This is a genomic window from Pseudomonadales bacterium, assembly GCA_024234165.1.
Taxonomy (GTDB): domain Bacteria; phylum Pseudomonadota; class Gammaproteobacteria; order Pseudomonadales; family UBA5518; genus UBA5518.
Genome location: JACKOP010000003.1, coordinates 620,718 through 643,360 on the forward strand (window position 1 = coordinate 620,718; position 22,643 = coordinate 643,360).

Genomic DNA, 22,643 nt, shown 5'->3' on the forward strand with positions numbered 1-22,643 from the left:
GCGCGCGTATATATAATGCATTCATTCCTGCACGGCAACAGCGTGTTGCCTCAATTCTGCGCGCCCGCCAGCAGGCGCTGCGCGGTGACGTTGCCGGGGCGTCAGCGCCAGCCGCCGATGTCCGGGATCCGGCATGAATTCGCATAATCCATGCGTGGGAGCTGGAGTATAATCCCCGGTCTTTTTGTTGGCTGTGTCGTCGACGCAGCCGGTGTGACCGGATATCCGCAGGAGGACCTGGCGTGCCCATCTACGAATACTGCTGCGATGGCTGCAATCACGGGTTGGAGAAACTGCAGAAGATCGCGGATGAACCGCTGACGCTTTGTCCCAGCTGCGGCGAGACGAAGCTGCGGCGCAAGATCAGCGCCGCCGGCTTCCGGCTGAAGGGCGGCGGCTGGTACGAGACCGACTTCAAGAGCGGCAGCAAGAAGAATCTGGCGGGCGACGCGGCGGGCGCGACGGCCCCCGACAAGCCAGCCGCTGCTGCAACACCATCGGCAGCACCCGCTGCAGACGGCAACAATTGAGACAACCAGGCACTCGAACACGGCGGAATCCAGGTATGCGCACGCACTATTGTGGCGATCTCGACGTCTCCCACACTGGCCAGGAGGTCACGCTCTGTGGCTGGGCGGACCGCCGTCGTGATCATGGTGGCGTGATTTTCGTGGACTTGCGCGATCGCGAGGGAGTGGTGCAGGTCGTAGTCGATCCGGATTGCGGCGAACACTTTGCGATTGCCGATCGCGTGCGCAGTGAATACGTGCTGTGCGTGCGAGGGCGCGTGCGCGAGCGCAGCGAAGCCACCGTGAACCCGGCGATGAAGACCGGGTGCATCGAGGTTTACGCGAGCGCACTGGAAATTCTGAACGTAGCCGAAACGCCGCCGTTCCAGCTCGACGAGCACGCGCATGTCGGTGAGGAGACCCGGCTGCGCTACCGCTATCTCGATCTGCGCCGCCCGGAGATGCTCGGCAACCTGCGTCTGCGCTCCGATATCGCGCGCTCGATTCGCAATTTCCTCGGCGACCGTGGTTTCATCGAAGTCGAAACACCGATGCTGACGCGTGCAACGCCCGAAGGTGCGCGGGATTATCTGGTGCCGAGCCGTACGCACCCGGGGCGTTTCTTCGCGCTGCCGCAATCGCCCCAACTGTTCAAGCAGCTGCTGATGGTGGCTGGCTTCGATCGCTACTACCAGATCGTGAAGTGCTTTCGTGACGAGGATCTGCGTGCTGACCGCCAGCCAGAATTCACGCAGATCGACATCGAGTTCGCCTTCGCCGACCAGGCGGAGATCACCGCGACCGCCGAAGCCATGGTGCGCGAGCTGTTCGACGTGGTTCTCGGGCACGATCTCGGTGAATTTCCGCGCCTGACCTGGGCCGAGGCGATGCGGCGTTTCGGCAGCGACAAGCCTGATTTGCGCATCCCACTCGAACTGGTCGAGGTGAGTGATCTGATGCGCGATGTGGACTTCAAGGTGTTCGCAGCGCCGGCCAGCGATCCGGAGGGGCGCGTTGCAGCGCTGAAAGTGCCTCGTGGAGGGGCGTTGCTGAGTCGCAAGCAGATCGACGACTACACGCGTTTCGTCGGAATCTACGGCGCCAGGGGATTGGCATACATCAAGGTGAACGATCGCAACGACCTCGAGGAAGGACTGCAATCGCCGATCGTGAAATTCCTGCCGCTCGAAGCAAGGCGCGAGTTGCTCGAGCGCACTGCGGCGCAGGACGGTGATCTCATCTTCTTTGGCGCCGACCGTGCGAAGGTGGTCAACGAAGCGCTCGGAGCCCTGCGTTGCAAGCTTGGTGCCGATCTCGATCTCTACACCTGCGAGTGGGCGCCGCTGTGGGTGGTCGATTTCCCGATGTTCGAGCGTGACGACAAGGGGCGCTGGAGTCCGCTGCATCATCCGTTCACGCGTCCGGCCTGTGCGCCGGAGGTTCTGGTCAATGATCCGGGGAGTGCGCTTTCGCAGGCTTACGATATGGTGCTGAACGGTACGGAACTCGGCGGTGGTTCGATTCGTATCCACACGCGCGACATGCAGCAATCGGTATTCCGCATACTTGGGATCGGCGAGGATGAGGCACACGAGAAGTTCGGTTTTCTGCTCGATGCGCTGCGCTACGGGGCGCCGCCGCACGGTGGTCTGGCGTTCGGTCTGGACCGACTCGTGATGCTGATGACGCGATCGGCCTCGATCCGCGACGTGATTGCGTTTCCGAAAACGCAGAGTGCGAACTGCCTGCTCACCGAGGCGCCTGGCGTCATCGATGCAGGACAACTGCGTGACCTGCACATCCGGCTGCGCGCGCCCGCAGCGGAGACCACAGGCTGAACGTGGGTGTGCAGTCGCCCGGGCATGGTGCGCCGGCGACGGCGGCTGTGATTCTCGGGGTGGACCCGGGTTCGCGGGTGACCGGTTTCGGAGTGATCCACAGCACGGGCAAGCGCCTCGAGTATGCCGGCAGCGGCTGTATCCGGGTCGCGGACGCGGAGCTGCCCGAACGCTTGCGACGCATATTCGACTGCCTGAGCGAAATCATCGAACGTTACCGTCCGACCGAACTCGCGATCGAGCAGGTGTTCGTGGCCCGCAGCGCTGGTTCGGCGCTGAAGCTTGGGCAGGCCCGCGGCGCAGCGATCGTCGCCGCAGCACGCCTGGGTCTGGCGGTGTTCGAGTATTCACCACGCAGCATCAAACAATCGGTGGTGGGGACCGGTGCGGCCGGCAAGGAGCAGGTACAGCACATGGTGTGCGCATTGCTCGGTCTGCCTGCGGCACCGCAGGCAGACGCGGCCGATGCGCTGGCTGTGGCGCTGTGCCATGCTCATACGCGCCAGGGCCTGGAGCGTCTGCCCGAGGCGCGTGCGACCCGGCGCGGGCGTGTGCGCTGAGGGGCAACGGATACAACAGACATGATCGGACGGATTCGCGGCATCATCGTCGACAAGCAGGCGCCTGAACTCGTGATCGATGCTGCTGGTGTCGGCTACGAAGTGCAGGCGCCGATCAGCACATTGTGCCGCCTGCCGCCGGTTGGGCAGGAAGTGGTGCTGTACACGCATTTCGTGGTGCGCGAGGACGCACAGCAACTCTTCGGTTTCTGGCATCGTGATGACCGTGAGCTGTTCCGCGCGCTGATTCGTGTCAGTGGGGTGGGGCCCAAGCTGGCGCTGGCGATCCTGTCCGGCATGGACAGCGATGAATTCGCGCGCTGCGTGCAGCGTGGTGATGCCAGCGCACTGGTACGACTGCCTGGTGTAGGCAAGAAGACCGCGGAACGGCTGATGGTCGAGATGCGCGATGTGCTGCGTGAATGGCGGCCGGAATCGGCGCCTGGACGTGACGGAGCGCCGGCGTCGCCGGACATTGCTGCAGTGGGCCGCAACCGGCTGGTACACGATGCCGAGAGTGCGCTGGTCGCGCTTGGCTACAAGCCATCTGAGGCGACACGGGCAGTGGCAGCGGTGCTCGACGACACAGTGGACGCCAGCGAGGAACTGATCCGGCGTGCCCTGAAGGCGCTGGGAAGTGGACGCTGAGGGCGCGAGATGATCGAGACCGACCGGCTGGTGGGGCCTGCGGGCATGCGTCAGGACGAGGTGCTGGATCGCACGATCCGGCCGCGCATGCTCGCCGATTATGTGGGGCAACCGGTAGTGCGCGAGCAGATGGAGATCTTCGTCGCCGCTGCACGTGGACGAGGCGAGGCGCTCGATCACACCCTGATCTTCGGTCCGCCCGGCCTGGGCAAGACCACGCTGGCGAACATCATTGCGAATGAAATGGGCGTTTCGATGAAAAGCACATCGGGACCGGTGCTCGAGAAGGCTGGTGACCTTGCAGCGATGCTGACCAACCTCGAACCGCGCGATGTGCTGTTCATCGACGAGATCCACCGGCTCAGTCCGCACGTCGAGGAAGTTCTGTATCCCGCGATGGAGGACTTCCAGCTCGATATCATGATCGGTGAAGGGCCGGCGGCGCGTTCGATCAAGCTCGATTTGCCGCAATTCACGCTGGTCGGTGCGACCACGCGTGCCGGCCTGCTGACCTCGCCCTTGCGCGACCGCTTCGGCATCGTGCAGCGGCTGGAGTTCTACTCGGTTGCCGACCTCGCGCACATCGTCGCACGCTCGGGGCGGCTGCTCGGTTTCGAAATCGACACAGACGGTGCGCGCGAGATCGCACGCCGCTCGCGGGGTACGCCACGGATCGCAAACCGCCTGCTCAGACGCGTACGCGATTTTGCCGAGGTGCGCCACGAAGGGCGCATCGATGCTGTGATTGCCGATGCGGCGCTCGACATGCTGAGCGTCGATCAGCAGGGCTTCGATCACATGGATCGTCGTCTGCTGCTTGCGATGATCGAGAAGTTCGACGGTGGACCGGTTGGTGTCGACAGTCTGGCGGCGGCAATCGGAGAGGAGCGCGGCACCATCGAAGACGTGCTGGAGCCGTTTCTGATCCAGCAGGGCTATGTGCTGCGCACGCCGCGCGGGCGCATGGTGACGCGTGCCGCGTATCTGCACTTCGGGCTGCAGCCGCGCGGCAGTTACGCGATACCCGATCTGCTCGACGGAGACGCAACGTGAGTGCGGGTGCCGCGCTGAGTGACGAGCTGCGGCTGCCGGTGCGTGTCTACATCGAGGATACCGATGCGGGTGGCATCGTGTTCTACGTGAATTACCTGAAGTATTTCGAGCGGGCTCGCACCGAGTTCATGCGCCGACTGGGTTTTGCAAAGGCCGCGTTGCTCGATGGCGAGTTCCTGTTCGTGGTGCACTCGCTCGAGGTCGAGTACCTGCATGCCGCAGTGCTCGACGATCAACTCGACGCGTGTGCCTCGCTGCGTGAGGTGCGCGGTGCGCGGCTGCAGTTCGCTCAACGCGTGCTGCGTGCGGGAACAGAGATCTGTCGCGCGCGGGTGACGGTGGCTTGCGTGGACGGCAGCACACGGCGCCCGCGTGCGTTGCCGCCAGCGCTGCGCATGGCGCTCGAGGCTGCATTGGCAGACACGCCGGAAAAATCGATACATCAGTCAACGGAGAGTTCCAGGTGAACCAGGAATTGTCGCTCTGGGGTCTTGTCGCAGAGGCGAGTCTGACCGTCCAGATGGTCATGTTCATCCTGTTCATGGCATCGGTGGTGTCGTGGGGGATGATCGTGCAGCGTGCACTGCTGCTGCGCCGCGCAAAGAAGCAGTTCACGGACTTCGAGCAGACGTTCTGGTCCGGTATCGATCTCGGACAGCTCTATCGCGACGGCAGTTCCCGTCTCGAGGCCAACGGACAGATCGAAGGAGTGGAGAACCTGTTCAGGGCCGGTTTCAAGGAGTTCACGCGTCTGCGTCAGCAGGCAGGCATCGAATCCGACGCGATCATGGAGGGGGCGCAGCGTGCGATGCGTGTGGCACTTTCGCGTGAGGTCGAGTTCCTCGAGCGCCACCTGCCGTTTCTTGCCACGGTGGGTTCCACCAGTCCGTACGTTGGTTTGTTCGGCACGGTATGGGGGATCATGCACTCGTTTCGCGGGCTGGCCAACGTGCATCAGGCGACGCTCGCGACGGTGGCTCCGGGCATCTCGGAAGCGCTGGTCGCGACCGCAATGGGCCTGTTCGCGGCAATTCCTGCAGTGATTGCCTACAACCGCTACTCCGCGCAGGTCGACAGCCTCGTGGCGAACTACGAGACCTTCGCGGAGGAGTTTTCGAGCATTCTCCATCGCCAGGCGCACGCTGGCAGAAAGAGTGCCTGAGAGCCGGAGGACCACGATGTCAAGGGAACGCCGCAAGCCGATGGCAGAGATCAACGTCGTGCCGTACATCGACGTGATGCTCGTGCTGCTGATCATCTTCATGATCACCGCACCGATGCTGATGCAGGGTGTCGAGGTGGAATTGCCGGATGCTGCTTCCGAACCGATCGAGAACCAGAAAGACGAGCCGCTGATCGTGTCGGTGAAGGCTGACGGGACGTACTACATCAACCTCGGCGGCTCACCTGACCGCCCCGAGCAGCTCGCGGTCATCAAGGACAAGGTCGGCAAGATACTCAAGGCCAAGCCGAAGACGCCCGTGCTGGTGTGGGGTGACGAAAAGGTTCCCTATGGCACCGTGGTCGTGCTGATGAGCGAGTTGCAGCAGGCGGGTGCGACGAGCGTCGGGTTGGTGACCGAGAACCCCTGAACCATGCGCACCCTCGAGGGTTACATCGTGCCCGTGGCAGTCACGCTGGTGCTGCATGCAGCGCTGCTGGCTGTGCTCACCATGAATTGGCACTCCACGCGCGAGCCGTTGGTGAAGCCTGCGCCACGGCACGTCAAGGCGCGTCTCGTTGCACAGGAAAAGAGCAGCCCGAAGTCGGCGCCGAAACCCGCGGCCCAGACGCCGCCCCAGCGTCCACCCGAGCCGCCCAAGCCAGAGCCACCGAAGCCCAAGCCAGAGCCACCGAAGCCCAAGCCGGAGCCACCGAAGCCCAAGCCAGAGCCACCGAAGCCCAAGCCGGAACCACCGAAACCGAAGCCGCAATCCAAACCGCAGGTCAAGCCGGAGCCACCCAAACCCGACCCGCGTGTGCAGGAGCAGGCACGCCAGCGCGAGCAGAAGCAACGGGAGGTTGAGCAGCGCCAACGCCAGCAGCGCGAGCGGGAGCTCGCCCTCGCGCTGGCAGCGGAGGATGCCCTGGCCGAGGGGGGTGAAACCAGTACCTATGAAGACGCGATTGCGGAGGCGATCGAGGACAACTGGAGTCGTCCGCCGAGCGCACGTCGCGATATGCAGGTCGTGTTGCGGATACAATTGATCCCTACCGGCGAAGTGGTGGGTGTCAGCGTGCTGAAGAGCAGCGGTGACGACGCGTTCGATCGCAGTGCGGTCAACGCGGTAAACAAGGCGGCACGCTTTCCGGAAGTGGCCGATGCGCCGCCACAGGTGTTCGAACGTCGCCTGCGAACTTTGCAACTTGTGTTCCGACCAGAGGATCTGCGCCAGTGATCAAGCGTGTGGGTGTGGTTTTACTGTGGCTGCTTGGCTGCGCCGTTGCCCATGCGGCGGAATTGAGCATCGAGATCACGCGCGGTACGGACAATCCGACGTCGATCGCGGTTGTACCGCTGGGCGCCACGCCGGGGTTGCTGCCGCCAACTGCGGTCGATGCGGTGGTGTCGGCCGATCTGCAGCGCAGCGGCATGTTTGCCCCGATGAGGGTTTCCGACATGATTGCGCAACCCCATCAGCAGAGCGAGGTGTTCTATACCGATTGGCGCCTGATGAATGTGGACTACCTGGTGGTCGGTCGCATGACGCGCGATGCGGCAGGGCTTTATCGCGTGCAGTTCGAGCTGCTGGACGTGTTGCGTCAGTCGGTGCTGCTGCAGGAGACCGTGAACGGTTCCGAAAACCAGTTGCGCGATATTGCGCACTACATCGCTGACAAGGTCTACGAGAAACTGACCGGTATCAAGGGGGCCTTCTCGACCAAGATCGCCTACGTTTCGGTTGCCCAGGAGGGCAGCCGGCAGAATTTCCGTCTGATCAAGGCCGATGCCGACGGCGAGCGGGCACAGATGATCCTCGAATCTTCCGAGCCGATCCTGTCGCCATCATGGTCGCCGGATGCCAAGCAGCTCGCGTACGTGTCGTTCGAGGACCGCCGCCCGGGAATCTACCGGCAGGTGATCGCAACCGGCGAGCGGCAGAAGCTGACCTCGTTTCCCGGGCTGAACGGCGCGCCCGCCTGGTCGCCCGACGGGCGGCGCATGGCCATGGTGCTGTCGAAGGACGACAACCCCGAGATCTACGTGATGGATCTGGCGACGCGTGAACTCACGCGCATGACGAATCACTTCGCGATCGATACCGAACCGGCGTGGATGCCCGACGGACGCTCGATCGTGTTCACATCGGATCGCGGCGGACGGCCGCATATCTACCGTGTCGATGTCGTGACGCGTGAACTGACGCGGCTGACCTTCGAGGGCGCCTACAATTCGCGTCCGCGACCGATGCCGGATGGTTCCGGGATCGTCTACGTGCACCGCAGCGAATCGAACGGGCCGTTTCACATTGCATTGCAGAATTTTCAGCGCAATACGGTGCGCGTGCTGACCGAGACCAGTTACGACGAATCCCCGAGCGTCGCGCCGAACGGCAGCATGATTATTTACGCGACGAAGCGACTGGGTAAAGGTATACTCGCCGTCGTGTCGGTGGACGCGAATGTCAAGTATTTCTTGCCGTCGGCGGCGCGCGAAGTGCGCGAGCCGGCGTGGTCCCCGTACATGCGTTGACTCCCCCCGAAACTGGATACATGAGGATGATCGATCCGTGAGCAGCATGAGCAAGCGATTCGTACGCGTGACGACCGCGATTTTTCTGGCGGCGCTGATGGCGGCCTGCAGTGGCAACAAGGGTGCGGGTGGCGGGAGTGCGACGTCGGACATGCCGGACGGCACGGCGGTAGGCGACGGTGGTGCGACCTCGGTCGGTGTGGGTTCGGATGGGGGATTGTCGCCGGAGGAAATGGCCGCGCGTGGCCTGGGTGGCTTGCAGACCGTGTTCTATTTCGACTTCGACCAATCGGCGCTTTCGCCCGAGACGCGCGCAGCACTCGATGCGCAGGCGAACGCGCTGCGCAACCAACGCGGCGTGGTTCGCCTCGAAGGCCATGCAGATGAGCGCGGTTCGCGCGAGTACAACCTCGCGCTCGGTGAGCGTCGCGCAAAGGCGATTGCCAACTACCTGATCCTGCAGGGGATCGACCGTAGTCGGATCGAGGCCGTGAGCTATGGTGAGGAGCGTCCGGCCGCACTCGGTCAGGACGAGGCGTCCTGGGCGCGCAATCGGCGTGTGGAGTTGCGCTGAGGCCGGGACACCATGCGCGGAATCGTCGTTCTGGCCGCGATGCTCGTCGCCGCACCGCTGGCAGTCGCACAAGTCGAGGTGGTCGAACCCGGTGGTGCCGGAGCAGCCCGCCACGGCGGACCCGCACAGCAGCGTTCTGCCCGCACTCCGGCGCAACCGGTGGCGGCCAGTGGTGAGCTGTTCTATCAGCTCCAGTTGCTGCAGGACGAGGTGATGAAGTTGCGTGGCATCGTCGAGGAGCAGGGTGAGCAGTTGCGCCAGCTCAAGCAACAGCGGCTCGACGACTACATCAGCCTGGATCGACGCATCAGCAGCATGGGTGGCGGCAGCGTGCCGCCGGCGCAGGACGCCTCGGGTCCTGCTGCTCCGGGACCGAGCGCGTCCGAAGCGCCCATCGATGCGTCGGCGGCACCAGTGCCGCCGGCAGCACCACCACGTGCTGCCGCATCGGCACAGGAGGAGCAGGCCTATCGTGATGCCTATGCGTTGATCCAGGCGCGCAAGTTTCCTGAGGCTCGGACGGCATTCAATGCCTTCGTCGGTCAGTACCCGGCTGGCAACTATGCCGGCAATGCGCATTACTGGCTCGGCGAACTGTACCTGCTCGAAGGCGACAGCGAGCGCGCCAGAAAACATTTCGAAACCTTGCTGGCGCAGTTTGGTGACAACCGGCGGGTTCCCGATGCGATGTTCAAACTCGGCCGCATCTATCACCAGAACGGCGATACCGCGCGTGCGCGGGACATGCTCGACCGTGTGATCAACGAGTACGCGGGTGCGGACAGCACTGCGCCGCAGCAGGCGCGCGAGTATCTGCAGCAGAATTTCTGAACTGCAATAAAGGGCTCTTGTTTTTTGATGGTCAGCCGCTACCATACGCGTCCTTCGACGGGTCGTTAGCTCAGTCGGTAGAGCAGTTGGCTTTTAACCAATTGGTCGCTGGTTCGAATCCAGCACGACCCACCAGTACCCCCTTCCAAGAAACCCCAGAAAGACGCCAAGGCCCGGATTTTCCGGGCTTTTTTGTTTCTGATCGCCCCAAGGTACCCCATGAAACGGCTAGACATTGCGCCGCTGTTGGCAGTACGTTTGGCGGTATCTGGTCATGTGCGGTAAGCAATACCGCAAAAAATACCGACACGGGGACAATGCCGCTGAATGACGCGCAAATCCGCAACGCCAAGCCGACGGAAAGGGCTTGCCGCCTGAGCGACGGGGGCGGAATGTTCCTCGAAGTGTCGCCATCAGGCGCGAGGTACTGGCGGCTGTCCTATCGTGTCGGCGTCAAGCAAGAGACGCTGGCGCTCGGCGTCTATCCTGCCGTGAGCCTACGCGATCAAAACCTGGATTTCCCCTGGGGTTTTGTCGTCGCTACGACGCGTTGAAGGCCGTCGCATAGCTGCGGTGCAGAAAATCCAGATCGGCAGCGGGGATGGCTCCCCAATGACGGGCAAGCTGGGCCATGTCACGCGAAGATGCGTTTGCGACGCGCAGGCGGTGCCGGCACTTTTCCAGATCCAGCAGAGCCACCTCGGCCACGGCATCGCCGGTGAGCAGTGTTTCCGCCTTGACGAAGATGTGTTTGGGGTAGCAGCAGCCGTGCTGCCAGCGTGCGTGGTGCAGGCGGGCCAGGCTTGCCGCAAGCTGGCGCAGAATCGCCTGATTGAGCGTGGCTGCAGGAGCACCGGCGTACCAATGATCCAGGCTGACGAAGCCGCTGAGTGCTTCGGTGATGAGCAATGCCTGCCACTGACCCTGGTGCTTGCGAGCACCACCAAAGACCACGCGCGGCACCTGGATCCCCAGGCGTGCGATCGCCTCGTAGGCCTGCAGTTCACGCAGAATGGTAGGCTGCCCGCAGGGGTGGCGCAGGCTGCGGTAAATGTGTCCGGTCTGACGCTTGCAGTACAGCGGCGGCAGGCGAGGGTCATCCTGCATCAGCAACTGCACGCCGCTGTTGCCGCCACGACGAATGTTCTCGGGTTCGACCCACTGCCCCTGCCGGTCCCACCAGCATTGGAATTCGCTTACCGGCGCGGCAGCAGTGCTCGCTACAGTCATGTTGTGGTCAGTTCGTCTTGCGCAGCACGTAGGTTCGCCACATCGCATACCGTGGCAGGAAGTCCAGCCGCGCGAGGATATCAAAGCCGGCTTGCGCAAACTCCTGTTCGATCACCCTGCGCGACACGATGAATCGGTTCAGGTTTGCGGCATCCGATTTGCGTGCTGCACGACGCTGCTCGAGGCGGCGACGTTTCCACGCCTTGTAGTTGCCGTCCACCCATAACGACACGATCGCGGTATCGCGACTGACACGGTGGAATTCGCGCAGGATGGTCAGCCGGTTGGCCGGTGCTTCGACGTGGTGCAACAGCCGGATGCAGAACACGCAGTCCACAGCCTCGTCATCGAGGTCGATGGCGAACGCCGAAGTCTGGAATGCGTGTACTCGTGACGTTACTTCCGGCGGGTGGGCGGCCTGTGCCGTGGCCAGCATGTCCGCGGAGTTGTCGGCGGCGAATACGACCCGGTTCGGCTGCTCGCACAACAAGGGCCAGAAGCGCCCGGCGCCGCAGGGAAGGTCCAGAACCAGGCTGGGCTCACCGGCAATCTTCAGCGCGCGTCGCGCAAGCTGCACGTCGCGCCAGTTCGAGAGGCGGCGCGCGAGTCCATCCTGATGCTTGTGCAGATACTGTCGTGCGTGTTCACGATCGTATTTGCGCGAAAAATCGAGTTCGATGACGTTCTGTTTTGGCATCAGAGGCACTTGCGCGGTGGATTTCCCGTTACCCTAAAAATGCGGGTGTGAAAATTTCGTCAAAACACATGAATTCGTCAAGATCGATTGCCCATCGATACCCTGAAACAGCTTCCGCCGCCCGGATCGCTGTGTACGCTGATTTCCCAGTCCTGCCGGGTGCAGATGCGCTTGACCAGTGACAACCCGAGACCCAGCCCGTCTCCGCGTGTCCTGGAACCACGCACGAAGGGCTCGAAAATTCTCGTCTGATCGGCTGATGGAATTCCGCTGCCGCTGTCCTCGACGCGGAACGCACCGTATTCCAGTACCAGGTGCACGTAGCCCTGTTCGGTGTAGTGCAAGGCGTTGCGCAGCAGGTTTCCGATCACGCTGCGCAGCAGCGTGGCGTTGTACAGCGTGTCGTCCTTTCCTTCCTCGATGAACTCGAAGTCGAGTCCCTTCGCCCGTATCAGCTCGCCCCAGCGTCTTACTTCCTCTGCCGCCACCGTGTCCAGCCGGGCAGTGCGGGCAAAAGTCGTCCCGTTGTTCTTGTCGCGTGCCAATTGCATGAAGGTTTCCACCAGTTCACGCATTTCCTCGACGGCACGGGCGATGCGCGATACCTGTTCGTGTTCGCGTTGGCCCAGTGGCGCTTCGGCCAGCAGTTCGCAGGAACTGGCCATGATCATCAGCGGTGTGCGCAACTCGTGGCTGGCGTCGGCAGCAAACAGGCGCTCACGTTCCAGCATCTGGCGGATCCGGTCCAGCGTGCTGTCAAACGCGGCAGCCAGTTGGCCGATTTCGTCATTCGCATACTCGGGGGCGAGCGGGGGTGCGGCGGCGTGAAGCTGGTCGCGATGGCGCACCTGTGACGCCAGCCGGATGACCGGAGCCATGACCTTTCGCGCCATCATGTAACCCAGTCCCCAGGCGCTCAGGACCGACAGCACGAAGCCCACGAGTACGGCCATGAAAAGGGTGTCCTCACGCCGCTCGAATTCGTTTTGCTCCTCCAGCAGCATATACGTGTGGCCATCGATGACCCGGGTGTACGCGTAGTACGCATCGTCTCCATGCTCGACTTCGGTGAACCCCTCCTTCAAGCCCTGCAGATATGCCGGAATCGCGTATCCATCGAGTTCGGAAGAGAAGAATTGCGTGTCGGCATCGTGTCGTGGCGGGCGTCCCTGGCGGATGTCCTGCTGCAGCACGTCGTCGAGATCGCGGCCAAGCTCACGGGATACCAGGTGTGCTTCGACGAAGTGGACCACGGCAACGATGCCGAGCGAGAACATCCCGCTCACGGCCGCCGTCATGAGCACGAACGCCACCAGAAGGCGGCGCGCAAAAGGCTGTCTAGGCCTGGTCATCAGGCAGCTCCGCAAGCCGGTAGCCCACGCTGTGAATGGTATGCAGCAGCGGCTTGTCGAAAGGCTTGTCGACTATCTGGCGAAGCTGGTGGACGTGGCTGCGCAGGCTGTCGCTGTCCGGGCTGTCCTCGCCCCAGAGCGCTTCTTCCAGTACTTCGCGGCGTACCACGGCCGGGCTTTTCTGCATCAGGATGGCCAGCAATCTGAGCCCGAGCGGGTTCAGCTTGAGCGTTTGTCCGCGGCGACTCACCTGCAGGGTGTCGAGGTCATAACACAGATCGGCCACCCGTAACAGGCGTTTATGTCCGCCGCTGCTGCGACGCAGGATGGCTTCGATCCGCGCGACCAGCTCCGACAGCGCAAAGGGCTTGATCAGGTAATCGTCCGCGCCGACCTGCAGGCCCTGCAGGCGATCCTCGAGCGCATCACGTGCCGTCAGCATCAGGATCGGAACCTCGCTGCGGCTGTCTTCGCGCAGGCGCCTGCAGACCTGGTAGCCATCGATGCCCGGCAGCATGACGTCGAGCACGATCAGGTCGTAATGCCCGCTGCTCGCCAGATGCAGCCCGCTCAGGCCATCCTGCGCGCAGTCCACGCTGAAGCCCTTCAACTGCAGGTAGTCGAGCACGTTGGCGAGGATGTCGCGGTTGTCTTCGATGACCAGAATGCGCATTGCCTTCTCGTTCCCGGTTCCGATGTTGTCTGCATACGATGTCTGCATCCGTTCCGCAAGAGAGCAGGCGGACGACGCAGCCGTTTGATCCCTCCGGAGCCAAAAATATCCCGATCGATCAGCCGCAGCATCGATGTCATTACAGCGTTGCGATCTTGGCGTTGCCGTCAGTGCTGCGGGCGGCTGCGCAGCGCGTTTATAATCCTGTTGCCCAAGCGGCTGGAAAGTTGCAGTTCGGGAATATCGAAGCAAGGTCCGGGAGCTGGCGGAGGAGGACGACATGAACGAGGCCGTGGTTGTCGCAGACAGTCCTGGTGCCGGTGTGGGGTCGCACATCGAAACCGTGCGCCGCTCGTGTCCGATCTGCGAGGCGAGTTGTGGGCTGCTGGTCCAGGTCGACCGCCGCAACGACAGCATATTGTCCGTGCGTGGCGATCCGAACGACCATCGCAGCGGTGGCTACGTGTGCGCCAAATCGCAGGCTATTCACCATGTCCACGACGATCCCGAGCGCCTGCGCCATCCGGTGAGGCGTACTGCGAACGGATGGGAGCAGATTTCCTGGGAAGAAGCGCTGCATACGGTTGCCAGCCGCCTCAGCGCGATTCGCGCCGAGCACGGCAAGGATGCCATCGCCATCTACGTAGGTGAGCCTACCGGCCACGACTACGGCGCACAGCTCTACCTGCAGCCGCTGATGAAGCTGTTCCAGACCGAGCGCTTCTTCTCGTCGGGTACGGTCGACCAGCATCCGCAGCAGATGGTCTGCCATGCGTTGTTCGGCCAGCAATGGGCCTTCCCGGTGCCGGACCTCGACCACACCGATCTGTTCATCTGCATGGGTGCCAACCCGCGGGTATCGCAGGGCAGCGTGATGTCGGCGCCGGATGTGGGGCGTCGCCTCGACGAGCTGCAGGCGCGTGGCGGCAAGGTGGTCGTGATCGATCCGCGGCGCAACGAGACGGCGGCTGCGGCTGACCAGCACATATTCATCCGTCCGGGTACCGATGCCTTCTTCCTGCTGGCGTTCGTCAACGTGCTGTTTGCCGGTCATGGTGTCGATCCGGGTCGGCTTGGGCCACTGATCGACGGCATCGATGGACTGCGGGCATTGACTGACGGTTTTACCCCGGAGAACACGGCGGCGATCACCGGTGTGGCCCCAGAGGTGCTGCGCGACCTGGTGCGTCTGTACCAGGGCACCGAACGCGCCACCCTGTACGGGCGCTGCGGCGTGAGCACGCAGCGCTTCGGTACGCTGGCGCACTGGTTGATCTGTGCGATCAGCCTGCTCACCGGCAAGCTCGATCGGCGTGGCGGCATGATGTTTCCGCGCCCAGCGACCGGCATGTCCGGCCCGGCCAGCGAGGCTGCGCACGCGCCTCCCTACGGCCGCTGGCATTCGCGGGTGCGCGGCTTTCCCGAAACCTGCGGTGAGCTGCCAGCCTCGCTGATGGCAGAAGAAATCACCGCTCCGGGCAAGGACCGGGTGCGTGCCGTGATGACGCTGTGCGGCAACCCGGTGCTCAGCGTGCCGAACGGCAAGCGCATTCGCGAAGCGATGAAATCCGTGGACTTCATGGTGGCGATGGATATCTACATCAACGAGACCACCAGCCAGGCAGACATCATCCTGCCCTCCCGCTCGCAACTGGAACGCAACAATTGCGATCTGATGTCGCAGAGCACGAGCTTGCGCAATTTCGTCAACTATTCGCCGGCAGTGCTGCCGCCTGACCCGGGGTCGATGGACCTGTGGGAGATCCTCCTCGAGATCACGGCGCGTGTAGCCGGCATCGATGCGCCAACCATGGATGACATGATCATCGAAGGTCTGGTGCAACAGCTTGCCGCAGTGCCGGGGCGCAACGTGGACGCTGCAACGATGCTGGTCAGGCTCGGCGAGACGGGCGGTCCCGAACGCATGCTCGACGCCATGCTGCGCTGCGGGCCGTATGGTGATGGTTTCGACGATGCGGCCGATGGTCTGTCGCTGGCCAAGGTGATTGCCGGTGATCGTTGTGTGGATCTTGGTCCGATGCAGCCGGCGTTGCCGCAAGCACTGCGTACGCCGGGCGGTCGCATCGATCTGATGCACCATATCTTCACCGACGATCTGCCGCGGCTGCGCGCGGAGTTCGAACGCCGTGGCAGTTGTGGGCCCAGCGACATGTTGCTGATCGGGCGTCGCCACCTGCGCGACATGAACAGCTGGCTGCACAACCAGCGTGCGTACGTGCGTGGCAGGAATCGTTGCACCCTGAAGGTGCATCCCGACGACGCCCTTCGCATTGGCCTGATCGATGGTGGCCGCGCCCGTGTGAGCTCGCGTGTCGGCAGCGCGGAAGTGATCGTCGAGGTCAGCGACGAAGTGATGACTGGCGTGGTCAGCCTGCCGCACGGCTTCGGGCACCGTTACGGTGATTCATTGCAGTCGATCGCCACGTCGGTACAGCCCGGTGTGAGCTGCAATGACCTGATCGACGACGACGTGCTGGATATGGCTTCCGGCACCAGCGTGGTCAATGGTGCTGCCGTGCAGTTGTTTCCGCTCGAACCCTGACGCCGGCGGGCAGGGGCATTGCTCTGCCTGTCCTTCATCTCGGTCGATCTGGTGCGACGGCAGGAACTCTGGCTCGGCGGCCCCGATGCCGGATCTGGCGCGGTACGCTGAACCGTCCTGGCGGTTTTCGGCAGAACCTCTGCCCACTGGACTGCCGGGCAAAGGGAGTGGTCATGGAAAAGCTGATCTACGTGCTGTGGAAGGACGGGAGCGAAGCGCTGCCTGCCTTCAATAGTCGTCTTCTGGGTCCGGTGCGCGCGGCGCTGCGAGAGCTCGGCGTCGAGAGGCTGCAGTTCAACATCGTCGACGACGTGGTCGCGCCGGGTGCGCATATGCGCGCCGAGCCGGTGAAACCCGCGCCCGACGCGCTCGTCTCGTTCTGGCTGAATTCGGCGAACATCCGCACCCGGGTCGAGGCGGTGCTCGACGAGTCGGTCACGCGCATCGCCGGCTACGCGGTGGCGGAGTCCACGCCGCGCGCCAACGCCGACTCACCCGGCAAGGACGATCGCGTGCCCGGCTTCTCGCAGATCGCCTTCCTGTTCAAGCGCCCGGACATCACGCGCGACGGCTACATGGATATCTGGATGCGCGACCAGACCGTGGTCGGGATGGAGACGCAGGACAGCTTCTACTATTGCCAGAACATCGTGACGCGCGTGCTGACCGCCGGCGCGCCGATGTGGGACGGCATCGTGGAGGAATGCTACGCGCTCGAAGCCATGACCGACCCGCTGGTGTACTGGAACGCCGGCGGCAAGGAAGCGGCTTTCAAGGCCAACCACAAGCGTGAGATGAACAACGTCGCGCGCTTCCTCGATCTGGCTCGCGGTTCGGTGATCCTCACCTCCGCCTATCGATGCGGTGGCTGGGCCGATCCCGCGGAAGGGGGCAAACGATGAGCAAACCAGTCGAGGGCAAGGTTGTCTTCATCACCACCGGCGCTGCGTACGCCTCTGGACCCTCCTTCCTGGACAGAGTGAAGGTGGAGGCCGACGGCACGTCCACAGGGTTGAACGCCGGATTGAGACATTTGGCGGTGCGCGCCCTCAGCCAAGCCGCTCGCGCCGCTCCAGTCCTGCCCGAACCGCAGGGGCGACCGGACGGTCGCCCCTGCGGGCGCGCCCTGACGCGCAGCCCGGCTTTCAGCGCAGGCTGCGAACGAACTCGCGCAGTTCGGCGACGAATAGCGCGGGCTGTTCCATCGCGGCAAAGTGTCCGCCGCGTGGCTGCTCGCTCCAGCGCACCACGTTGCAGCTCTTTTCGACCATCGAGCGCGGATAGCGCGTGAGCTCGCCGGGGAAGTTGGCGACCGCAACGGGTTTGAGTACCCGTGCACCGGGCGGAACCGGCTCGTCCAGCACGCCGCGATACAGCCACGAGGCGGTGCCGAAGGTTCCGGTCGCCAGATAGACCATGATGTTGTCGATGATCCTCTCGCGCGAATGGACTGCCCAGAGGTCGCCGTCGGGCAGGTCCGACCAGCGGTGGAATTTCTCGAGAATCCAGGCGGCAACGCCGAGCGGGCTGTCGCCCATCGCGTAGGAGAGCGTCTGCGGCTTGGTCGACTGGATGACCATGTAGCCACTCTCGACGCGCCACATGTTGCCGATAGCCGTCACCGCGGCGATTTCCTCTGCGGTTTCGGGGCGCGTGTCGGGGTTGGTCCATCCGAACGTGAAGTTGAGGTGAACGGCCGTGCAGCCTGGTGCTTCGTAGCCGAGCCAGCTCGATACCGAGGCGCCCCAGTCACCGCCCTGGGCTACGTAATCGCGATAGCCGAGCACAGCCATCGCAGCGTCGAAGGCGCGCGCGATCGTCCGTGGTCCGATCGGCTTGCGTGGCTTGGACGAAAAGCCGTAGCCGATCAGTGACGGGATCACGACGCTCAGCGCGTCGGCGGCGTCGCCTCCGTGCGCGGCCGGGTCGGTCAGTGGTTCGATCACGTCGAGGAATTCGACGAATGAACCCGGCCAGCCGTGGGTGATCAGTACCGGCTTCGGCTGCGGCTGCGGTCCGCGGCCGGTGACGTGGATGAGGTGGATCGAGTACGGCGTTCCGTCCACGTCGACATCGACCAGGAACTGCGCAAAGCGGTTCATTGCCGCCTCACGTGCGCGCCAGTCGTATGCGCTGCGCCAATGCTCGACCAGATCGCGCAGCACGGTGATGCTGGTGCCGTAGGCCCAGGGCTCTCCCTCGGCGGGGTCGGGCCATTGCGCCTCGTCGAGCCGGCGGGCGATCCAGTCGAGGCGTTCGTCAGGGATGGCGATCGTGAAGGGACGGATACTCATGAACGAGGCTCCCAGGCTGGCTGTTGCGAGTGTGACATCCTGCGCCTGCGTCACCCCGGCGCACGGCGTTACAATAATGGCCCGTTTGCCGCTTGTCGCCGTGTCTGCAGCATGCCGTTGATCCATCTCGCCGACGGACGCCGGATCCCGTACCGGATTCGCGTTTCGCCGCGCAGTCGTCGTGTGCGTCTCACGCTGAATCCGCGTGACGGGCTGGTGATGGTTACGCCGCCGGGCGTGAGTCGCCTCCAGCTTGCACGGCTTGCGTACGAGTGGCGTGACTGGGTGGCACATCAGCTCGATGCGCTGGGCATCGACGAATTCGGCGCTGCCGGCGCCGACGGGATCGAATTGCCTGACACTATCCTGCTGGCCGGTCTCGAAGAGGAATGGGACGTAGTGCATCGCCATACGTCTTCGGCGTCGGCGCGCGTGACCATGAAGGACGACGGTCAGCTGCTGTTGAGCGGTGCCTCTGGCGACGTGCCGGCGCGCGTTGCAGCACTGCGTCGCTGGGTGATGCGGCGCGCCCGTGACACGCTGCCGGAGTGTCTGGAAGCGGTTGCAGAGGAGACCGGTCTCGATTTCGCCAGTGTCACGGTCCGTGCCCAGCGCAAGCGCTGGGGCAGTTGCTCGACGCGTGGTGACATCAGCCTCAACTACCAGTTGCTGTTCCTGCCGCCGCCGTTGCTGCGCCACGTGCTGCTGCACGAACTCTGCCATACGGTCGAGATGAATCATTCGCCGCGCTTCTGGGCGACCGTGCGTCGCTTCGAGCCCGACCTGGATTCGATGCGCGTGGAGATGCGCCAGGCATGGACGCACGTGCCGGACTGGGTGAGTGCCGATGCGTGAAGTCAAATATACAATGCGGATGCATGTTATGCTTCGCCACGTGATTTCGCGGAGATCTGCATGACGACCGGGGATCCGATGCAGCTCGGGCACATGGCCGCCGAGGCCGAAATGGTCAAGGCGTTCCTGCGTACCAGGCATCCCGTCGAGTTGAGCGATGAGGAGATAGCGGGCCTCAAGTCGCGCATTGCCGCGCGCCTGCGCGAGACGGATGCAGTCCTCGTCGCGCACTACTACACGTCGCCACTGGTGCAGGCTCTTGCCGAGGAAACCGGCGGCTGCGTTTCCGATTCGCTGCAGATGGCCCGTTTCGGGCACGACCATCCGGCGAGCACGCTGGTCGTCGCAGGCGTGCGCTTCATGGGCGAGACCGCGAAGATACTCACTCCCGACAAGCGGGTACTGATGCCGACGCTGGAGGCGACCTGCTCGCTTGATGTCGGCTGCCCTGCGGGTCCGTTCGGGGAGTTCTGTGACCGGCACCCGGACCGCACCGTCGTCGTGTACGCGAACACCTCGGCGGCCGTCAAGGCGCGCTCCGACTGGGTCGTGACGTCGAGCATCGCGCTCGACGTGGTCGAATACCTCTCGTCACGGGGCGAGAAGATCCTGTGGGCGCCGGACAAGTATCTCGGCTCGTGGGTGCAACGCGAGACCGGTGCCGACATGCTGCTGTGGGACGGTGCCTGCATCGTGCACGAGGAGTTCAAGGCCAAGGGGATCGAGGATCTGCTGAAGGTGTACCCGGACGCTGCCGTGCTGGTGCATCCGGAGTCACCGGCACCGGTGATCGCGCTGGCGGATGCCGTCGGCAGCACCACGCAGATCATCGATGCGGCGCGCCGTATGCCGAATCCACGCTTCATCGTGGCCACCGATCAGGGCATCTTCTACCAGTTGCAGCGCCAGGTTCCGGACAAGGAGTTCATCATCGCCCCGACGGCCGGAGAGGGAGCCACCTGCCGCAGTTGTGCCCACTGTCCGTGGATGGCGATGAATGATCTGGAAGCGTTGCTGGCTTGTCTGGACGGTGGCCCGGGACACGAGATAGAAGTCGATCGTGAGCTTGGTGCACGCGCGATGATTCCGTTGCAGCGCATGGTCAATTTTTCGCGCGAACGCGCCAGGGCGTAGGCCGGCATTCATGCCGACGGGAGTTCGCGTCAAACCTGTCGGGTTGAAACCCGACCCACGTAGGTCGGCATTCATGCCGACGGGAATTCGCGTCAAACCTGTCGGGTTGAAACCCGACCCACGTAGGTCGGCATTCATGCCGACAGGAATTTGCGCCAAGCCGTCAGGTTGAAACCCGACCCACGTAGGCCGGCATTCATGCCGACAGGGATTCGTGTCAAACCCGACGCGTCCGTTCGACTGAAGCGCTGTCTTACAGGTCGATTTCTTCCCGCATCGCGCGAATGTCGGTGATGCGTGCCTGCACACTGGCGCTGGTGTGGAAGTCACCCGAGGCGAGATCGAGTGCGTAACCGAGCTGGTGCTCGGCCTGGTCCAGCGCACCATTCAGGATGAAGTACTCGGCACGGGTGCGGTGCACATCGACAATGCGTCCCGCAAGTCCCCAGGCTTCGGCAAGCTCGTACCACACCTGTGGATCCGCAGGCCGACGCTGAGCGTGCGCAGCCAGGATGCGCGCAGCCTGCTGCGGGTCGCCCTGGCGTTGCAGCGCTTCGGCGTACGCCATCGTCAAGGGATGGTTGCCGGGGCTGACGGCGAGCTGGCGTTGCAGGCGCTCGGCGGCAGCGCCGGGATTGCCTGCTGCGAGGTCGATATCCGCGGCCGCGAGCACATACGCGATGCGTCCCGGATCGGCACGCAGCAATGGTGCCAGGGCCTGTCGCGCCTGCTCCAGTTCGTTGGCCTGGGTCAGTGCCAGCACGAGGCCGTAGATATCACCGGGCGTACCCTCGCCGTGTTTGTCGATTTCGGCGCGAAAGCGCTTGATCGCAAAGCCCGGGGTCTCGGCGAAGGAGAGCTGCACGCGTGCGCGCATCAGCGCGAAATCGACGCTGTTCTGACGGCCACCTTGCGCAGAATTGCGGGCGCGGTTGCGCGAATCGGCGACGCGGTTCTCGGTCACCGGGTGCGAGAGGAGGAATTCCGGCGGGCGTTGCCCTGCGTAGCGCAGCGATTCGAGCATGCGCGTGAACATCCGTGGCATGCCTTCGGGGTCGTAGCCGGTGGCAACCAGCGTCTGCATCCCGATCCGGTCGGCCTCGCTCTCGTGTGAGCGGCTGAAGCGCAGTTGCTGCTGCTGGATCGCTGCCTGGGTCGCCGTGATCGCCGCCATGCCTGCATCGCCGCCGGCGGTTGCCGCGATGACCAGGCTGCCCAGCAATGCCAGCATGTTCGGCACCGACTTGCTGCGTGCCTCCTCGACACCGCGTGCGAAGTGACGCTGGCTGAGGTGCGCGAGTTCGTGCGCGATGACCGATGCGAGTTCGTCCTCGTGTTCCGCGTACAGCAACAGGCCGTTATGTATCCCGACGATGCCGCCGGGGACCGCGAATGCGTTGATGGTCTGGTTCTCGACCACGACGACGTCGAGTTGCACCTCGCTCAGTTCGCTGTGGGAGGCGAGATCGAACACGAGGTGCTCGAGGTAGTCTGCCAGCAGAGGGTCGGATACCGTGCGCACCTGGCTGCGGAACATGCGCAGCCACGCCTGCCCGAGCTTGCGCTCCACCTGTGGCGAAACCACTGCTGACGACGCGTCGCCGAGAGCAGGCAGTTCGATGTCGATCGCCTGGGCATTCTGCCAGCCGATGACCAGCGCAAGGCCGCCGATGGCAAGAGCAAGCGAGCGACTGCAGACGCTGGCGAACGGAAATGGCACGTGACTGGCTGGCCTCTGCTGCTGGTTGGACGAATCGCCGTATTCGATCGCCCTGCACACCAAAGATTCCGTGCTTGGGGCGTCGAAACGCGGTAGTTATACTACAACGCCAGCCGGATACGGCTGATCGTACGTACGGAGACGGTTCGATGCACGAGGTGGATGCACGCGGCATGTCCTGTCCGTTGCCGCTGCTCAAGGCCAAGAAGGCCCTCAATGCGATGTCGCCCGGGGAGCGCGTGCGCGTGCTCAGCACGGATGCGGGTTCGGTGCGTGATTTCCATGCATTCTGCGAACAGAGCGGCAACCTGTTGCTGGAATTCTCGTGCGAGAACGATGTCTACACCCACGTGCTGCAGAAGCGTGTTGCCAGCTGAGCCGGCTCGACCCCATCCATCCTTCATTCTTCATTCATTCA

At 63.6% G+C, this 22,643-nt stretch carries 24 protein-coding genes and 1 tRNA gene; 19 read left to right on the forward strand and 6 right to left on the reverse strand.

Annotation, left to right across the window (positions count from 1 at the left end):
• Window positions 1-242: 242 nt before the first annotated feature.
• From H7A12_12150 to H7A12_12215, 14 genes are all read left to right on the forward strand, one after another.
• Window positions 243-530: a zinc ribbon domain-containing protein gene (locus H7A12_12150; protein ID MCP5321554.1), complete on the forward strand. Its 288-nt coding sequence runs from the start codon at window positions 243-245 to the stop codon at window positions 528-530.
• 35 nt (window positions 531-565) lie between these two features.
• The gene (gene aspS, locus H7A12_12155) at window positions 566-2,347 is read left to right on the forward strand and encodes an aspartate--tRNA ligase (GenBank protein MCP5321555.1); all 1,782 of its coding nucleotides are present in this window, start codon (window positions 566-568) and stop codon (window positions 2,345-2,347) included.
• 8 nt (window positions 2,348-2,355) lie between these two features.
• Complete coding sequence (gene ruvC, locus H7A12_12160) at window positions 2,356-2,907, forward strand: crossover junction endodeoxyribonuclease RuvC (protein ID MCP5321556.1); 552 nt, start codon at window positions 2,356-2,358, stop codon at window positions 2,905-2,907.
• Window positions 2,908-2,928: 21 nt separating this feature from the next.
• A complete protein-coding gene (gene ruvA, locus H7A12_12165) occupies window positions 2,929-3,555 on the forward strand; it encodes a Holliday junction branch migration protein RuvA (GenBank protein ID MCP5321557.1) in 627 nt (208 codons plus the stop codon).
• A 9-nt stretch (window positions 3,556-3,564) separates the two neighbouring features.
• Window positions 3,565-4,608, forward strand: a complete 1,044-nt coding sequence (ruvB, locus tag H7A12_12170) for a Holliday junction branch migration DNA helicase RuvB (GenBank protein ID MCP5321558.1) — start codon at window positions 3,565-3,567, stop codon at window positions 4,606-4,608.
• Between the two features lie 14 nt (window positions 4,609-4,622).
• The gene (gene ybgC, locus H7A12_12175) at window positions 4,623-5,075 is read left to right on the forward strand and encodes a tol-pal system-associated acyl-CoA thioesterase (protein ID MCP5321559.1); all 453 of its coding nucleotides are present in this window, start codon (window positions 4,623-4,625) and stop codon (window positions 5,073-5,075) included.
• Entirely contained in the window at window positions 5,072-5,770 is a 699-nt protein-coding gene (tolQ, locus tag H7A12_12180; GenBank protein MCP5321560.1) for a protein TolQ, read from the forward strand. The genes ybgC and tolQ overlap by 4 nt, the downstream gene beginning before the upstream one ends.
• A gap of 16 nt (window positions 5,771-5,786) precedes the next feature.
• A complete protein-coding gene (gene tolR, locus H7A12_12185; protein ID MCP5321561.1) occupies window positions 5,787-6,200 on the forward strand; it encodes a protein TolR in 414 nt (137 codons plus the stop codon).
• Between the two features lie 3 nt (window positions 6,201-6,203).
• Window positions 6,204-7,007: a cell envelope integrity protein TolA gene (gene tolA / locus H7A12_12190; protein MCP5321562.1), complete on the forward strand. Its 804-nt coding sequence runs from the start codon at window positions 6,204-6,206 to the stop codon at window positions 7,005-7,007.
• Window positions 7,004-8,302: a Tol-Pal system protein TolB gene (gene tolB / locus H7A12_12195; protein MCP5321563.1), complete on the forward strand. Its 1,299-nt coding sequence runs from the start codon at window positions 7,004-7,006 to the stop codon at window positions 8,300-8,302. The genes tolA and tolB overlap by 4 nt, the downstream gene beginning before the upstream one ends.
• Before the next feature lie 97 nt (window positions 8,303-8,399).
• Window positions 8,400-8,876 (forward strand): peptidoglycan-associated lipoprotein Pal, encoded by a 477-nt coding sequence (gene pal / locus H7A12_12200; GenBank protein ID MCP5321564.1) that lies wholly within the window; start codon window positions 8,400-8,402, stop codon window positions 8,874-8,876.
• Between the two features lie 12 nt (window positions 8,877-8,888).
• On the forward strand, window positions 8,889-9,707 hold the full coding sequence (gene ybgF, locus H7A12_12205; protein ID MCP5321565.1) for a tol-pal system protein YbgF: 819 nt from the start codon (window positions 8,889-8,891) through the stop codon (window positions 9,705-9,707).
• Between the two features lie 59 nt (window positions 9,708-9,766).
• A tRNA-Lys gene (locus H7A12_12210) sits at window positions 9,767-9,842 on the forward strand.
• A gap of 182 nt (window positions 9,843-10,024) precedes the next feature.
• The gene (locus H7A12_12215) at window positions 10,025-10,261 is read left to right on the forward strand and encodes a DUF4102 domain-containing protein (protein MCP5321566.1); all 237 of its coding nucleotides are present in this window, start codon (window positions 10,025-10,027) and stop codon (window positions 10,259-10,261) included.
• Here H7A12_12215 and H7A12_12220 read toward each other — a convergent pair.
• The 4 genes from H7A12_12220 to H7A12_12235 all read right to left on the reverse strand — a co-directional run bounded on the left by H7A12_12220 (window position 10,248) and on the right by H7A12_12235 (window position 13,659).
• On the reverse strand, window positions 10,248-10,937 hold the full coding sequence (locus tag H7A12_12220) for a phosphotransferase (GenBank protein ID MCP5321567.1): 690 nt from the start codon (window positions 10,935-10,937) through the stop codon (window positions 10,248-10,250). The two genes, H7A12_12215 and H7A12_12220, sit on opposite strands and share 14 nt — an antisense overlap.
• A 7-nt stretch (window positions 10,938-10,944) precedes the next feature.
• The gene (locus H7A12_12225) at window positions 10,945-11,634 is read right to left on the reverse strand and encodes a class I SAM-dependent methyltransferase (GenBank protein MCP5321568.1); all 690 of its coding nucleotides are present in this window, start codon (window positions 11,632-11,634) and stop codon (window positions 10,945-10,947) included.
• Window positions 11,635-11,711: 77 nt separating this feature from the next.
• On the reverse strand, window positions 11,712-12,986 hold the full coding sequence (locus H7A12_12230) for a HAMP domain-containing histidine kinase (protein ID MCP5321569.1): 1,275 nt from the start codon (window positions 12,984-12,986) through the stop codon (window positions 11,712-11,714).
• On the reverse strand, window positions 12,973-13,659 hold the full coding sequence (locus tag H7A12_12235; GenBank protein MCP5321570.1) for a response regulator transcription factor: 687 nt from the start codon (window positions 13,657-13,659) through the stop codon (window positions 12,973-12,975). Before H7A12_12235 ends, H7A12_12230 begins: the two co-directional genes overlap by 14 nt.
• A 280-nt stretch (window positions 13,660-13,939) precedes the next feature.
• On the opposite strand from H7A12_12235, the gene H7A12_12240 reads away from it, so the two are divergent.
• Window positions 13,940-16,222 (forward strand): molybdopterin-dependent oxidoreductase, encoded by a 2,283-nt coding sequence (locus tag H7A12_12240; protein MCP5321571.1) that lies wholly within the window; start codon window positions 13,940-13,942, stop codon window positions 16,220-16,222.
• A gap of 173 nt (window positions 16,223-16,395) precedes the next feature.
• On the forward strand, window positions 16,396-17,124 hold the full coding sequence (locus H7A12_12245) for a hypothetical protein (protein ID MCP5321572.1): 729 nt from the start codon (window positions 16,396-16,398) through the stop codon (window positions 17,122-17,124).
• 243 nt (window positions 17,125-17,367) lie between these two features.
• On the opposite strand, the gene H7A12_12250 is transcribed toward H7A12_12245, so the two are convergent.
• Complete coding sequence (locus H7A12_12250; GenBank protein MCP5321573.1) at window positions 17,368-18,516, reverse strand: alpha/beta fold hydrolase; 1,149 nt, start codon at window positions 18,514-18,516, stop codon at window positions 17,368-17,370.
• 111 nt (window positions 18,517-18,627) lie between these two features.
• Here H7A12_12250 and H7A12_12255 point away from each other — a divergent pair, with 111 nt between their 5' ends.
• Both H7A12_12255 and nadA read left to right on the forward strand, forming a co-directional pair.
• Complete coding sequence (locus tag H7A12_12255; protein MCP5321574.1) at window positions 18,628-19,371, forward strand: DUF45 domain-containing protein; 744 nt, start codon at window positions 18,628-18,630, stop codon at window positions 19,369-19,371.
• 93 nt (window positions 19,372-19,464) lie between these two features.
• The gene (nadA, locus tag H7A12_12260; GenBank protein ID MCP5321575.1) at window positions 19,465-20,505 is read left to right on the forward strand and encodes a quinolinate synthase NadA; all 1,041 of its coding nucleotides are present in this window, start codon (window positions 19,465-19,467) and stop codon (window positions 20,503-20,505) included.
• 253 nt (window positions 20,506-20,758) lie between these two features.
• Here nadA and H7A12_12265 read toward each other — a convergent pair whose 3' ends face one another.
• On the reverse strand, window positions 20,759-22,225 hold the full coding sequence (locus tag H7A12_12265; GenBank protein ID MCP5321576.1) for a M48 family metallopeptidase: 1,467 nt from the start codon (window positions 22,223-22,225) through the stop codon (window positions 20,759-20,761).
• Between the two features lie 149 nt (window positions 22,226-22,374).
• On the opposite strand from H7A12_12265, the gene H7A12_12270 reads away from it, so the two are divergent.
• Window positions 22,375-22,602: a sulfurtransferase TusA family protein gene (locus H7A12_12270; protein MCP5321577.1), complete on the forward strand. Its 228-nt coding sequence runs from the start codon at window positions 22,375-22,377 to the stop codon at window positions 22,600-22,602.
• The last annotated feature ends 41 nt before the right edge of the window (window positions 22,603-22,643 follow it).

What these genes read in the sequence shown, in the direction of transcription:
- H7A12_12255 (MCP5321574.1), top strand. Translation starts at nt 18,628, where the DNA reads ATGCCGTTGATCCATCTCGCCGACGGACGCCGGATCCCGTACCGGATT.
- H7A12_12240 (MCP5321571.1), top strand. Translation starts at nt 13,940, where the DNA reads ATGAACGAGGCCGTGGTTGTCGCAGACAGTCCTGGTGCCGGTGTGGGG.
- H7A12_12250 (MCP5321573.1), bottom strand. Translation starts at nt 18,516, where the DNA reads ATGAGTATCCGTCCCTTCACGATCGCCATCCCTGACGAACGCCTCGAC.
- H7A12_12270 (MCP5321577.1), top strand. Translation starts at nt 22,375, where the DNA reads ATGCACGAGGTGGATGCACGCGGCATGTCCTGTCCGTTGCCGCTGCTC.
- ruvB (MCP5321558.1), top strand. Translation starts at nt 3,565, where the DNA reads ATGATCGAGACCGACCGGCTGGTGGGGCCTGCGGGCATGCGTCAGGAC.
- tolA (MCP5321562.1), top strand. Translation starts at nt 6,204, where the DNA reads ATGCGCACCCTCGAGGGTTACATCGTGCCCGTGGCAGTCACGCTGGTG.
- aspS (MCP5321555.1), top strand. Translation starts at nt 566, where the DNA reads ATGCGCACGCACTATTGTGGCGATCTCGACGTCTCCCACACTGGCCAG.
- ruvA (MCP5321557.1), top strand. Translation starts at nt 2,929, where the DNA reads ATGATCGGACGGATTCGCGGCATCATCGTCGACAAGCAGGCGCCTGAA.
- nadA (MCP5321575.1), top strand. Translation starts at nt 19,465, where the DNA reads ATGGCCGCCGAGGCCGAAATGGTCAAGGCGTTCCTGCGTACCAGGCAT.
- pal (MCP5321564.1), top strand. Translation starts at nt 8,400, where the DNA reads ATGGCGGCCTGCAGTGGCAACAAGGGTGCGGGTGGCGGGAGTGCGACG.
- H7A12_12225 (MCP5321568.1), bottom strand. Translation starts at nt 11,634, where the DNA reads ATGCCAAAACAGAACGTCATCGAACTCGATTTTTCGCGCAAATACGAT.
- H7A12_12220 (MCP5321567.1), bottom strand. Translation starts at nt 10,937, where the DNA reads ATGACTGTAGCGAGCACTGCTGCCGCGCCGGTAAGCGAATTCCAATGC.
- H7A12_12215 (MCP5321566.1), top strand. Translation starts at nt 10,025, where the DNA reads ATGCCGCTGAATGACGCGCAAATCCGCAACGCCAAGCCGACGGAAAGG.
- ybgF (MCP5321565.1), top strand. Translation starts at nt 8,889, where the DNA reads ATGCGCGGAATCGTCGTTCTGGCCGCGATGCTCGTCGCCGCACCGCTG.
- tolR (MCP5321561.1), top strand. Translation starts at nt 5,787, where the DNA reads ATGTCAAGGGAACGCCGCAAGCCGATGGCAGAGATCAACGTCGTGCCG.
- H7A12_12230 (MCP5321569.1), bottom strand. Translation starts at nt 12,986, where the DNA reads ATGACCAGGCCTAGACAGCCTTTTGCGCGCCGCCTTCTGGTGGCGTTC.
- H7A12_12235 (MCP5321570.1), bottom strand. Translation starts at nt 13,659, where the DNA reads ATGCGCATTCTGGTCATCGAAGACAACCGCGACATCCTCGCCAACGTG.
- H7A12_12245 (MCP5321572.1), top strand. Translation starts at nt 16,396, where the DNA reads ATGGAAAAGCTGATCTACGTGCTGTGGAAGGACGGGAGCGAAGCGCTG.